Origin of the sequence: Thauera sp. SDU_THAU2 (assembly GCF_038260575.1) — a bacterium.
In the GTDB taxonomy this organism is placed as follows: Bacteria; Pseudomonadota; Gammaproteobacteria; order Burkholderiales; family Rhodocyclaceae; genus Thauera.
In genome coordinates this window covers 2266227-2279052 of the sequence record NZ_JBBWUN010000003.1, presented here as the reverse complement: position 1 = coordinate 2279052, position 12826 = coordinate 2266227, and the positions used below count along the sequence as shown (strand labels likewise).

Sequence of the window (12826 nt, the reverse complement as noted above, 5' to 3'; positions counted from 1 at the left end):
GCAGGGCGGGCGGCAACTTGATCAGACACAGGACCGGATGGCGATGAACGAGCGAAACGACGAGGAAAAAGTTCTGATTCTGGGCGGCTTCGGCCGCGTCGGGCAGGAGGCGGCGCGTTACCTGCTCGCCGCCACCGGGGCGCGCATCGTGCTGACCAGCCGCAGCGCGCGCACGCTGCCGGCCTGGGTGACGCCGACGTGGGCACAGCGCGTCGCCCTGCAGGTGCTCGACAGCGCGCAGCCCGAGGCCTTGCAGGCGGCCTGCGCGCAGGCGCGCCTGGTGGTCTCGTGCATCGGCCCGTCCGGCGTGGTCGGCGACCGCGTCGCGCAGGCCTGCAAGCGGGCGCGCACGCCGCTGATCGATGCCGGCGGCTACGATCCGCTGCTGCACGCCCTCGAAGCGGCCGAGCAGAAGGCGCCGAGCGAGGTGCCGCTGATAATCAACGTCGGTCTGCTGCCCGGCCTGTCCGGGCTGTTCCCACACTGGCTGATCGAGACGCGAGCCGCCGGGCGTGCCGTGGCGCAACTGGATCTGCACTACGTCGGCCGTGACGCGTGGACCTATAACTCGGCCTGGGACATCGTCAACAGCCTCGGCGGCTTCGGCGAGGACCGGGGTTTCTGCCATCTGCAGGGGCAGCGCGTGGTACGCGTGCCGATGCGCCGTGCGGCGAGCAAGGTGGCGTTTCCCGCGCCCATCGGCCCGGTGACGACGATGCTTATCTATGCCGAGGAAATCGTCCGCCTGGCGCGCCGGCACGGCATCGGCACGGCTCGCGTGTATGGCGCCAACATCGGCCCGCGCGCGGCGCTGGTGTGCCTGCTGGCCAAGCTGCTGCGCCTGTATCGCTCGCCCGGCGGCGTGGACCGGGGGGCGCGCTGGCTGGTCGCCGCGTCGGCGCGCGACATGCGCAAACAGGCGCCGGCCTATGGCATCCGCGCGGCGCTGCGCTATCGCACTGACGATGGGGGCGGCGGAGACAGCGCCGTGCTGGTGCTGAGCGACACTTATCGCGCCACCGGCACCGTGGTCGGCATCGCGGCGCAGTGCCTGCTGGACGGCGAGGGGCCGGCGGCGGGCGTCTTCATGCTGCACGAGGCCGTGCCGCCGGAGCGCTTCATGCAACGGCTGCAGGCGCAGGGGCTGGTGCGCATCGCGTACGAAGACTGCGGCGCGGCCGTGGCCGAGGCGGAGGTCTCAGCATGAGCGGCGCGCCGAGGAAGATCATCGTGCTGGGCGGCAGCGGCGAAACCGGCCGGCGCATCGTCGAACATCTCGCCGTGCGCTACCCCGAGCTGTGCGTGGCCAGCGCCGCGCGTGGCGCGCAGCCCGCCGGGCCGGGCCGGCGGCAGACGGTGCAGCTCGACATCGGTGACCGCGAGCGTGCGCTGGCGGTACTGGCCGACTACGACCTGGCGATTCTGGCGATGGGGCCGATGCATGCCCACGGTGTGGCGCCGCACCGCCTGTGCCTGGAGGCGGGCATCGACTGCATCGACATCAACGACAGTCTGGCGGTGGCCGACCAGGTGCTGGCGCTACACGAGACGGCGAAAGAGAAGGGGCGCACGATCTTCACCGGCATGGGTTTCACGCCCGGCCTGTCCACCCTGCTGCTGACCCGACTGACGGCGGCCGCGCCGGCCGCGAATGGCCGCTACCACATCCGCGCCTGCATGGGTGCCGCCTACGGGGGTGGGCCGAGCAGCCCGTACGCGATCCTGTCGAGCTTCAGCAATCATGTCGAGGTGCTGGAGCACGGGCAGCGCCGCACCCGGGAGACGCCATGGCGGGACGGCCTGCAACTGTTCCAGTTTCCGGGGCAGGCCAAGCCGGTCGACACCATTCCGTTCTCCGCGCTGGAAACAGCCAGCCTCGCTTCGGGGCGCAGCACCCTGGCCGGAGTGGTCGACAGCCTGGACGCCCGCTACCACATCCAGTACCTGTCGCAAGGCGTGGCCCGCTTTCTGGCCAATCGCAGGCTCTCCGAGAACATGCGCACATGGCTGGCTAAGCGCTTCCACAGCAGCGGGCAGTCGATGAAGCGCAAGAAGGACGCCGACCCCGACACCGTGCTGTGGGTCTATCCCGACGGCGCGCCCGAACGCGGGCTGATGGTGCATGGGGTGTTGTCGTCCTACGATCTGACCGCGCTGATGGCCTGCGCGGTGGCCGATGCGTGGCTGGCCGGCGAGCTGCAGGACTATCGCGGCGCATATGCCGTCGACCAGTTGTCGCATGACACCTGCCGGCGCCTGGCCGGCCATCTGGCCAAACGGGGTATCACCGGCAGGACGGCGGATCTGCCGGCGCTGCGCTGCCAGGGCCTGGAGTTTGGCTGGGCGCAGGCCTTCAGCGGTAACGATGTGGCCAGCCTGCGCCATTGCGGCGCCAACTGGTATACCGCGGCGCCGGCGCACCCCAAGATGGTGCCGCTGCAAAAGCGCTATCTGCTGGAATCCGACATCTGGGCCGCGCTGCGGCGCCGTTGCAAGGGGCCGGCGCTGCTCGGCTTCATCGTCTCCTTCCTGCGGCGCTGGCATCGCCACTACCGGGCGTTCGCGGATCTGCGCGCGGGCGCGCAAGGCCCGCTGGCGCACAAATGGCAGGCGGTGACGCGCGACATCAGCATGTTCCACTGCCGGCTATTCGCGCGCGCGCGACCTGCTGGGCCAGGACGAGGCATTGCGGCTGTACGGGCGCATGTTCCTGGAAACCGGGCGCATGGAAATGCGCTGGCTGTGGCCCGACCCCACCGTGTTCGACGTCTTCGCGCAGCCGTGGCGAGCGGTGTGCGACTACTGGCTGGCCTTCATGGCGGGCTGCCAGGCACTGGGCGTGATCCGCTGCACGGTGCAGGACGAAGGCCGACAGATACGCTGCGCGATTATCCACTGCGCTTATGCGCAGATGTTCATCCGCATGGGCTGCCCCGAACTGCCGCCGCTGGTGCGCCGGATGGAGCATGAGGCGCTGGCCTACATGGCGGGTCGCAGCGGGTTGGCGATCGAGTGGGTGGCGGCGGACAACGGCACCGCGACGATCACCTTGCGTGCGCCCGCCGACGACTGATGGCGCCGGCCGGAGAGTGCGCACCGATGGCGCCCCGACTGCTGCACCAGACGGACGCGCCGGCCGGCGGCGGCACCAGCTGCGCCGCCGAAGCGCCAGCGGCCGACATGTGGCAGCAACTGCGCCGCGAAGCACGCGCGACCTGCGTCGCTGAGCCAGCGCTGCGCGCCTTTGTCGCTGAAACCGTGCTGGCGTCGCCGGATTTTTTCACCGCGTTGGCGCACCTGCTGACCCGCAAGCTGTCCGCTCCGGCGCTGCCGGCGGCGCTGTGGCAAGAGTGCTTCGACACGGCGCGGGCGCTGAACCCCGGCATCGCGGCGGCCGCGCAGGAGGACTTGTCCGCGGTGCTGGCGCGCGATCCGGCGGCGGAAAACGCGCTAGTGCCGTTCCTGTGCTACAAGGGCTTCCATGCCCTGCAGTGCCACCGCGCCGGCCATGCGCTGTGGGCCGCGGGGCAGCGCCTGTCGGCACGCATGCTGCAGAGCCGGGTGTCGGAAGTGTTCGCGGTGGACATCCATCCGGCGGTAGCGGTCGGCCGCCGCGTCTTCATCGACCATGGCACCGGCATCGTCATCGGCCAGACCGCGGCGATCGGCGACGACGTCTCGATTCTGCACCAGGTCACGCTGGGTGGCACTGGCAAGGAGCGCGGCGACCGCCATCCCAAGGTCGGCGATGGCGCGCTGCTGTGCGTTGGCGCCACGGTGCTCGGCAATGTCGAGATTGGGCAGGGCGTCAAGGTGGGTGCGGGCAGCGTGGTGCTGCGGCCCGTGCCGCCGGGCGCGACGGTGGTTGGGGTGCCGGCCAGATCCATCGAAGGAAATGCTGAGGCGTGATTTGTGATCGGCATGAGTAGGTAGTAAGCAGGCAATCTTGTCTTGTTCGATCGGCTGTACTAGGATTGTCTTGGCTTTCATTGATAATGAGTTTCATTTACAAAATGAAGATTGAGCCATTCGACGATTCATCTGAAGCGAACGTTCTCGATCCCACACTTGGTGAGAGGATGGTCACGCTTCAGCCGGGGTTGATGGTGTGTCACACCACCGCGAGCGATTTGGCTGCACAGGAGAAGGCCCGGTCTTTTCCCGGGGACTGCGAGTATCTCCATTTCAATTGCCAACTCGCGGGCAGCTTTGAAAGCCGTGTCGGTCCGCATTGCTTGGCGTACTCGAAAGGGGATGTGACACTCGGATTCTCCGCGGGTGAATGTTTCAGCGTCAGGCACTGCGAGCGTTTCCAGAATCTCACGGTGATGGTCACGCTGGATACGCTGCGCGAACTAGCCGGTGAAGAAACCATCCTGCGCCTGGGTATCGACGATCGTCCGGATTTCTTCGTGCGCCGTGCGGGGATGTGCCGCAAAACGATGCGATCGGGTGCGCAACTGACCTGCCTGATGGGCGAGCGTCCGTGGTCACGTTTGCTGCTCTATTCGGCCACGATGGATTTCCTGCACTGGCATTTGGCCGCATTCGAAGGATGCGAGCACTGCAGGGTCCCGGCGCCGCGCGAGTGCCGGCAACTCGAGAAAGCCAGAGCGCTGCTACTGGCAGATCTGAGCATGCCCCCGACGATTGCCGCGCTTGCACAAGCAGTAGGGATGAACCAGTGCAAATTGAAGACGGGTTTCAAGAGTCTCTTCGGTAGCAGTATCTATGCACTCTTCCAGGAAGAGAGGATGAGTCGGGCACGGCAACTGCTGGCAAACCACAATGTGACCGAAACTGCCGTCATGCTGGGCTATTCCAACATCAGCCACTTCAGTGTCGCGTTTCGCAAGCAGTTCGGTTGTTTGCCGAGCCAGAGCCGCCATTACCACTTGGGCGGCGTCGAACCTTGAGTGCTGTGTGTCTGAGTTGTATCGCTCCTGCCGTAAGAGGTGATTGTTTCGAGGCTGTTTAGCCGATGCTTGACCTTCTGGAACTCGTCTCGCATCGCTGTACGAGCGTCTTCGCTCCAGTTTCGAAGGGCCTCCACCAAGGCGAACGGAGGTACTCGGGCGCAGGGGGGCCCCACGGTGGCTGATCGAATCGCCCAGATGGTGGTCAAGTAGGCTCTGGAGCCGGAACTGGAGAAGCACTTCCATCCGGACTCCTACGGCTACCGGCCGGGTAGATCCGCCCATCAGGCGCTGGCGGTGGCGGAAAGTCGCTGCTGGCACCACGACTGGATTGTCGAGTTCGACATTAAGGGATACTTTGACAACATTGATCACGACTTCTTGATGCGCGCGGTGCGCCGCCACACCCAGGAAAAATGGGTGTTGCTGTACATCGAGCGCTGGCTCAGGGACCGGTGCAGATGTCGGACGGCAGTCAGTAGCAGCGAGACCGCGGCACGCCGCAAGGCGTTGTCGTCAGTACGCTGCTGGCCAACCCCAATCCATTTCTGTACAACACCTTTGACTACAAGTCCGCGCTGTACCCCACGCTACGCTATCTTGAGCGCAAATTTGTGCTGTGGGCGACTCGTAGGCACGCTTGGCGTCTGGCTGATCGCACCTGCGGACCGTGCTGATGACCGATCGCTCCGTTTGGTGAGGCTGGCGTATGTTGCTCGTCCGGAAAGTCCGTCCTTTGCCTGGAATTGCTTCGGTCCAAACGCGCTCTCCGTCAGCGCCAAATCGACCTGCTCGGTCGGGGCATGAGAAATGCGGGCTAGAATGCGCGCCTGCCGGGAAACCGGCAGCCCCATGACCGCATCTCCACCGCCGAAAGCCCGAACATGGAAGAGCCGAACCCCTGCATCACCTGTGGCATCTGCTGTACCCATTTCCGCATCTCGTTCTATTGGGCGGAAGCCGATGATGCGCCGGGCGGCTTCGTGCCGGCGGGGATGACCGAAAGGCTCAATCACAGCATGCGCTGCATGAAAGGCAGCAACCAGGTGCCGCGGCGCTGCTCGGCTTTGTCGGGCACGGTGGGCGAGCAGGTCGCCTGTACGATCTACGAGAACCGGCCCACGCCTTGCCGCGAATTCCCGGTGTATTTCGACGACGGCCGGCCGAACCCGAAGTGCGACGAACTGCGCGCAACGATCGGCCTGCCGCCGCTGCCGCATGCACCGATGCCCAACGCGCCTTCGCCCCACACGCCCTTGCCGAACGCGGCCTGATCAGGGCGGAAAGCCCACCGCCGCCAGCACCGCGAGCGGGCCTTCGGCGCGCAGGCGCTCGATCTGCGCGGGCGAGCGGACGAACAGCGAGCCGGCATAGCCGAGCGAGTTGATCGAGATGTCCTGCCACTTCTCCAGCCGGCGCGGCACCACCAGCAGCCAGTCGCGGCTCACGAGCAGGTTGTAGGGCGGCATCGGATCGGCCACCGGCGGCAGGGAGACGGCCTGGCAGGCGGTGGCGAAGGCGTCCTGCAAGGTCCGGCCGGCGGCTGCCGGATCGCACCAGTCGATGCCGGCCAGGCAAACGAAGGCGTGTTGCCAGGGCAGGGCGGCGTTGCACTGGGCGATGCCCGGTGTGTCGATGCGCAGCGGTCGGTTGAAGGCGGCAAAGCCGTCGTCGGCGCGCAGGGCCGAGTCCGGTACCCATTGCAGATGCTTGTGCGCCTGGCTGGCGCCGGCGATGCGGCCGCCGTTGTAGAAGCCGAGGCCGCCCTGCGGGCCGAGAATCGTGGCCAGGGCGCGGAAATCGGCTGTGCTCAGCGGCGCCGTCTGGGCCTCGAAGGCACGCGTCACGATCAGCAGGTGATGGTCGATGACCGGAAACTTGTTCAGCACGACGATGTGCCCGTCACCGAGATGGGTGACGGTCAGCGCCGGCTCGGGCGGCAGGAAGGGGTTGAAGTCGGCGCGGCGCGCGCTGATACTGGCGACGCGGGCCTGGTCCTTGAGCGCGAGCGAGGATACCCAGCGGACCGAGAAGCTCAATTCGCCTTCGCTGATCAGCGTGCTTTCGGTCCTGATCGGCTGCAGCGCGCCGGTCGCGAGCGCGTTGCGGATGGTCTGTCCGGACAGGTCGAGCAAGGCGTCGCTGCGGCAGTCGAGCGGTGCGGTGGCGTGAAAACTGGTCATGGGACGGCGGTACAGGCGACAATGCCGCATTCTGACATGAGCGGACGCAGGCCCGGGCGGGCCGGCGCCGCTCGGCCTTGGTGGAATTTTTCATGAGCATTTCCTTTGCCGTGCGCGGTGAGCACATCCAGCTCGATCAATTGCTGAAAGCCACCGCGCTGGTGGGCTCGGGCGGCGTTGCCCATGCGGTGGTCGAGGCCGGTGAAGTGAAGGTCGATGGCAAGGTGGAGAGCCGCAAGCGCGCCAAGCTGCGTGCCGGCCAGCGGGTGCAGTTCGCCGGCGAGGAAATCGTCCTGGTTGCCGGCGAGGACGGGAATTGAACGTGGCACGGATGGCGCCGGCACGGACCTCCAGGGTAGCTGCGGCCTCGATGACTGTGCGCCCCGGCGCGACAGCTTGCGCCAGATCCAGCCGCCAGGCAGATCCCGGCCGGTCAGCAGCCAGGCGAGCGTGTGCTCGTAGGCGATGTTGAGCGCGAAGGCGTCGCGGGCCTGGCGCCTGCCGATCAGCAGCAGTTCATCGCCTGGCCTGAGCGCGGTGCCGGGTGGCGGCATCAGCAGATGGTCGTCGTCGTCGCGCTCGAGGTAGAGCACTTCGCAGTCGAGATGGCTGCCGGGGTCAGTCGTCGAACGAAGAACCTGGTCCAGCGTGATGGTTTCGCCGCGCATCAGGTGCCGCTGGAGGGCGGGGGCGCGGCTCAGATTGACGCGCTCGCTCCAGACTTCCGGTACTTCCCAGCCGAAGCGGCCGGTCAGGCGTTCGAGCTGCTCGGCGCACCAGGCGTCGTCGTGGCCCTGGATGTCGCGCAGGAAAGGTTCCAGCAAAGGCGTGGCGAGGATCGCGAGGCATTCGTGGGCGACGATTTCGCTCGGCACGACGGTGATGTCCGATTCGAAAGTGTCGAACAGGACCTGGTTTACCTGGAGATTCTGCCGTAGGATCACGAACAGCTCGGGGTTCAGTTCCCGTGCGGTGACCGCGATCGACAGGTTGTCGATGTCCGAGCTGGTGGCGGCGACGATGCCGGAAGCCTGCTGCACGCCGGCCTCGAGCAGGGCTTGCGCGCCGGTGCCGTCGCCTTGCACCCAGCGATGCGCGCCATCGGGCGGTTCGCCGAGGTCGATGATGGTGACCGGCAGCGATTCGGCATCCATCGCGTCGACCATCCAGTGGCCGAAGCGGCCGTGTCCGCAGACGATCCACGAGCCGCGCGGCGGACTGCGGCGGCGCGCGACGGTGCTGCCGGGCAGGCCGGTCAGCCAGCCCAGCAGTTGGGACGTGGCGGGCGCGTGCAGCGCGGTGGAGAGCGTGCCGGAAAAGCGTTCGAAAGGGTTGATGATGTGCCGCGTGCCGAAGGAGGCCATGTTGGCCGAGGTCGCCCGGTGCTCGGCGCGGCACAGCGCGGCCAGCTTCGGTGCCATCAGCCGTGTCGCGATGGCGATGGCGAGGTTGGTGGCGTCGTCGTTGGTCAGTGCGATGACGCCGGCGCAATGCCGGTGGGTGAGGCCCGCGTCGCGCAGCACTTCGGGGTTGGAGGCATCGGCGCAGAGCGCGGGGACGTCGGCGGCGAAGTTGCGCAGGCCGATATCGCCGGCCTTGCCGCCGTCGACTTCGAGGACGACCGCGCGCAGCCGCATGCGGTCGAGTGCGTCGCAGATCAGTCGGCCGGTTTCGCCGTAGCCGCAGACGAGATAGAAGGGTTCGCGCAGGCGGCGCACTGCGCGCACGAAGCGCTGGGTGGCGATGGCCTGCTGCAGGCTGCGGTCCGAGAGCACCGAAAACAGCGTGCCGAGCGTATAGGCCCAGCCGACCACCGACATGTAGATGCAGAACATCACCCACAGCCGCTGCTGCTCGGAGAAAGTGTGCGGGACCTCGCCGAAACCGATGGTGGTGGCGGTGTAGCTCATGAAGTACAGTGCGTGGAAGAAGCTCAGGTAGGTGGCCTGGCCGTCTTCGCCGACGCCCGGCACCAGCGTGAGACCGAGCACCGACACCGCCATGATGACGATCAGCAGGATCAGCGGCGCACGCAGCCGCCGCAGGATCAGGAAAAAGATGCCGTGGTGCCGCGCCAGCGGCTGCGTCTTTCATCGCAGCGGATCAGCGCCGCTGCATGATCGTTTCGGCGATCAGGATCACCACCGAAACGAGGTTGGCGAGCAGCGCGCCGCCCGACAGCGACACCACGTTGGCGGTGGCCGCGGCAGTGAGGCCGGCGCCGGAGACATGCACGGCATAGCCCCACACCATCGCCGCGGCAATCAGCTGCAGATCGGCCACCAGGCTGGTGGCGAGATGGACGGCGCCGATCTGGGTGCGATCGCCGAGTTTCAGCACTGTCGCGATCAGGCTCACCACCAGCGCGGCGAACAGTTCATAGACGTCATGATGCGCAGGGTTGTCGACTTCGCCGACGAAGAAGCCGAAATTGAGCGTCGCGGCGAGCAGGATGAAGAAGCCGAAGATGACTTTCTCGAGGTTCATTGCCGTGCTTCTCCTTCGGCAGTGCCGTCGTCGATGTCGCCATCGACGTAGTACCAGAGGCCGTCTTCGCGGACGAAGCGGCTGTTTTCGTGCAGGCGCCGGGCGCGGCCGCCGACGCGGTAGCGGGCGAGGAACTCGACCTGCGCGTTGTTGCCGTCGGGCTGGCTGCGGGACAGGATCTTCAGGCCGATCCATTTCGGCGTGGGATCTTCGTCGAGGTCGAGCGTGACCGGGCGGGTGCTGTCGTGCCAGGTGCGCAGCAGATAGGCGGCATCGCGCCGGGTGAAGGCGGTGTAGCGCGAACGCATCAGGGCTTCGGCACTGGCGGCGGCGCTTTCGCCGGCGAGCAGCGGGCCGCAGCAGCGTGCGAAAGGCTGGCCCGATTCACAAGGGCAGGGTGTCGTTTTCATCGGCTCGGGATGCTATACCTCAGTCGAGGCCACCATTCTGCTCCAAGGTGCCGGCAGGGAGTAGAATTGCGGCGCCTTTCATGCGGATACGATGTCTTTCTGTTGCGGTGCACCGCCAGTCTTATAAAAGACATATAATCCGTCCCGATCCGCGCGGGTGATCCTCGCGCGGGGCCCCGATCACCGCCACGAAAAGTGAGGAACTCACCGTGCTTGAAGCCTACCGTGCCCATGTCGCCGAACGCGCCGCTCTCGGTATCCCCCCGCTGCCGCTGAACAAGCAGCAGGTCACCGAACTGGTCGCCCTGCTCAAGAATCCCCCCGCCGGCGAGGAAGATTTCCTCGTCGAGCTGCTGACCTATCGTGTGCCGGCCGGCGTGGATGACGCCGCCAAGGTCAAGGCCGAGTTCCTGGCCAAGGTCGCCAAGGGCGAAGAGGCCTGTGGCCTGGTGTCGCGCGCCAAGGCCACCGAACTGCTCGGCACCATGCTGGGCGGCTTCAACATCAAGCCGATGATCGACCTGCTGGGCGACGCCGAAGTCGGCGCGGTCGCGGCCGAAGGCCTGAAGAAGACCCTGCTGATGTTCGACTACTTCCACGACGTCAAGGAACTGGCCGAGCAGGGCAACGCCAACGCCAAGGCCGTGATGCAGTCCTGGGCCGACGCCGAGTGGTTCACCAGCCGCCCGGAAGTCCCCGCCTCGCAGAAGCTGACGGTGTTCAAGGTCACCGGCGAAACCAACACCGACGACCTGTCGCCGGCACCGGACGCCTGGTCGCGCCCCGACATCCCGCTGCACGCGCTGGCGATGCTGAAGAACCCGCGCCCCGGCATCGAACCGGAAGAAGCCGGCGTGCGCGGTCCGGTCAAGTTCCTCGAAGAGCTGAAGGCCAAGGGCAACCTGGTCGCCTACGTCGGCGACGTGGTCGGCACCGGCTCCTCGCGCAAGTCCGCCACCAACTCCGTGCTGTGGTTCACCGGCGAGGACATCCCCTTCGTGCCGAACAAGCGCTTCGGCGGCGTCTGCCTCGGCTCCAAGATCGCGCCGATCTTCTTCAACACCATGGAAGACGCCGGTGCGCTGCCGATCGAGATCGACGCCGGCCAGATGGACATGGGCGACGAGATCGAGCTGAAGGTTGACCAGGCCAGCGGCAAGGTCACCGCGCTGAAGAACGGCGCCGTGATCGCCGAATCGCAGCTCAAGACCCTGGTGATCCTCGACGAAGTGCGCGCCGGCGGCCGCATTCCGCTGATCATCGGCCGCGGCCTGACCACCAAGGCACGTGAGGCACTGGGCCTGCCGCCGTCGACGCTGTTCCGCCTGCCGCAGGCGCCCGCCGACAGCGGCAAGGGCTTCTCGCTGGCGCAGAAGATGGTCGGCCGCGCCTGCGGCCTGCCGGAAGGCCAGGGCATCCGCCCGGGCACCTACTGCGAACCGAAGATGACCACCGTCGGCTCGCAGGACACCACCGGCCCGATGACCCGCGACGAACTGAAGGATCTGGCCTGCCTCGGCTTCTCTGCCGACCTGGTGATGCAGTCCTTCTGCCACACCGCCGCCTATCCGAAGCTGGTCGACGTCAAGATGCACCGCGAGCTGCCGAGCTTCATCAGCACCCGCGGCGGCGTCAGCCTGCGTCCGGGCGACGGCGTGATCCACTCCTGGCTCAACCGCCTGCTGCTGCCCGACACCGTCGGTACCGGCGGCGACTCGCACACCCGCTTCCCGATCGGCATCTCCTTCCCGGCCGGCTCCGGCCTGGTGGCTTTCGCGGCCGCCACCGGCGTGATGCCGCTGGACATGCCCGAATCGGTGCTGGTGCGCTTCAAGGGCACGCTGCAGCCGGGCGTCACGCTGCGCGACCTGGTCAATGCGATTCCGCTGTACGCGATCCGCCAGGGCCTGCTGACCGTCGAGAAGAAGGGCAAGAAGAACATCTTCTCCGGCCGCATCCTCGAAATCGAAGGCCTGCCCGAGCTGAAGGTGGAACAGGCTTTCGAGCTCACCGACGCCTCGGCCGAGCGTTCGGCCGCCGGCTGCACGGTGCATCTGAACAAGGCGCCGATCGTCGAGTACATGAACTCGAACATCACGCTGATGAAGTGGATGATCGCCAACGGCTACGAGGACGCCCGTACCCTGAAGCGCCGCATCAAGGCGATGGAAGACTGGATCGCCAACGGCGAACTGCTGGCGGGCGATGCCGATGCCGAGTACGCCGCGGTCATCGATATCGACCTGGCCGACATCAAGGAGCCGATCGTCGCCTGCCCGAACGACCCGGACGACGTCAAGTTCCTGTCCGAAGTCGCCGGCGACAAGATCGACGAAGTTTTCATCGGCTCGTGCATGACCAACATCGGCCACTTCCGCGCCGCCGGCAAGGTGCTGGACGGCAAGACCGACATCCCGACCCGCCTGTGGATCGCCCCGCCGACCAAGATGGACGCGATGATCCTCAACGAGGAAGGCTACTACGGCGTGCTCGGCAAGTCCGGCGCCCGCATGGAGATGCCGGGCTGCTCGCTGTGCATGGGCAACCAGGCGCAGATCCGCAAGGGCAGCACCGCGATGTCGACCTCGACGCGCAACTTCCCGAACCGCCTCGGCATCGACACCCGCGTCTATCTGGGTTCGGCCGAACTGGCCGCGGTGTGCGCGCTGATGGGCAAGATCCCGACCGTGCAGGAGTATCTGGCGCAGGTCGAGATCGTCAATCAGAAGGCCGGCGACATCTACCGCTACATGAACTTCGACCAGATCGAAGAATTCCGCGCGGTGGCGGACACCGTCGAGGTGTAAGCAAGATGGGAAGGGCGGATCGT

At 66.6% G+C, this 12826-nt stretch carries 12 protein-coding genes and 1 pseudogene; 9 read left to right on the top strand and 4 right to left on the bottom strand.

Annotated features, from left to right (window positions below):
- Positions 1-43 precede the first annotated feature (43 nt).
- From AAFL97_RS12120 to AAFL97_RS12090, 7 genes are all read left to right on the top strand, one after another.
- Positions 44-1207: a saccharopine dehydrogenase NADP-binding domain-containing protein gene (locus AAFL97_RS12120; RefSeq protein WP_341645134.1), complete on the top strand. Its 1164-nt coding sequence runs from the start codon at positions 44-46 to the stop codon at positions 1205-1207.
- The gene (locus tag AAFL97_RS12115) at positions 1204-2970 is read left to right on the top strand and encodes a saccharopine dehydrogenase NADP-binding domain-containing protein (RefSeq protein WP_341645133.1); all 1767 of its coding nucleotides are present in this window, start codon (positions 1204-1206) and stop codon (positions 2968-2970) included. The genes AAFL97_RS12120 and AAFL97_RS12115 overlap by 4 nt, the downstream gene beginning before the upstream one ends.
- On the top strand, positions 2924-3073 hold the full coding sequence (locus tag AAFL97_RS12110) for a hypothetical protein (RefSeq protein ID WP_341645132.1): 150 nt from the start codon (positions 2924-2926) through the stop codon (positions 3071-3073). Before AAFL97_RS12115 ends, AAFL97_RS12110 begins: the two co-directional genes overlap by 47 nt.
- A gap of 26 nt (positions 3074-3099) precedes the next feature.
- On the top strand, positions 3100-3909 hold the full coding sequence (cysE, locus tag AAFL97_RS12105) for a serine O-acetyltransferase (protein ID WP_341645131.1): 810 nt from the start codon (positions 3100-3102) through the stop codon (positions 3907-3909).
- Between the two features lie 86 nt (positions 3910-3995).
- The gene (locus AAFL97_RS12100; RefSeq protein ID WP_341645130.1) at positions 3996-4916 is read left to right on the top strand and encodes a helix-turn-helix transcriptional regulator; all 921 of its coding nucleotides are present in this window, start codon (positions 3996-3998) and stop codon (positions 4914-4916) included.
- A gap of 216 nt (positions 4917-5132) precedes the next feature.
- A complete protein-coding gene (locus tag AAFL97_RS12095; protein ID WP_341647151.1) occupies positions 5133-5723 on the top strand; it encodes a reverse transcriptase domain-containing protein in 591 nt (196 codons plus the stop codon).
- Between the two features lie 77 nt (positions 5724-5800).
- Complete coding sequence (locus tag AAFL97_RS12090; protein WP_263461174.1) at positions 5801-6190, top strand: YkgJ family cysteine cluster protein; 390 nt, start codon at positions 5801-5803, stop codon at positions 6188-6190.
- On the opposite strand, the gene AAFL97_RS12085 is transcribed toward AAFL97_RS12090, so the two are convergent.
- On the bottom strand, positions 6191-7099 hold the full coding sequence (locus AAFL97_RS12085; RefSeq protein ID WP_341645129.1) for an ATP adenylyltransferase family protein: 909 nt from the start codon (positions 7097-7099) through the stop codon (positions 6191-6193).
- A gap of 92 nt (positions 7100-7191) precedes the next feature.
- On the opposite strand from AAFL97_RS12085, the gene AAFL97_RS12080 reads away from it, so the two are divergent.
- Positions 7192-7419, top strand: a complete 228-nt coding sequence (locus tag AAFL97_RS12080) for an RNA-binding S4 domain-containing protein (RefSeq protein ID WP_341647150.1) — start codon at positions 7192-7194, stop codon at positions 7417-7419.
- Between the two features lie 33 nt (positions 7420-7452).
- On the opposite strand, the pseudogene AAFL97_RS12075 reads toward AAFL97_RS12080, so the two are convergent.
- The 3 genes and pseudogenes from AAFL97_RS12075 to AAFL97_RS12065 form a co-directional block, all read right to left on the bottom strand.
- Positions 7453-9150: pseudogene (locus AAFL97_RS12075) on the bottom strand (potassium channel family protein); the annotation flags it as partial.
- Positions 9151-9202: 52 nt separating this feature from the next.
- Positions 9203-9586 (bottom strand): DUF6394 family protein, encoded by a 384-nt coding sequence (locus tag AAFL97_RS12070; RefSeq protein WP_341645128.1) that lies wholly within the window; start codon positions 9584-9586, stop codon positions 9203-9205.
- Positions 9583-9996 (bottom strand): YchJ family protein, encoded by a 414-nt coding sequence (locus AAFL97_RS12065; protein WP_341645127.1) that lies wholly within the window; start codon positions 9994-9996, stop codon positions 9583-9585. The genes AAFL97_RS12070 and AAFL97_RS12065 overlap by 4 nt, the downstream gene beginning before the upstream one ends.
- Before the next feature lie 209 nt (positions 9997-10205).
- Between AAFL97_RS12065 and acnB the strand changes: the two genes are divergently transcribed.
- Positions 10206-12803 (top strand): bifunctional aconitate hydratase 2/2-methylisocitrate dehydratase, encoded by a 2598-nt coding sequence (gene acnB / locus AAFL97_RS12060; protein ID WP_341645126.1) that lies wholly within the window; start codon positions 10206-10208, stop codon positions 12801-12803.
- Positions 12804-12826: the final 23 nt, after the last annotated feature.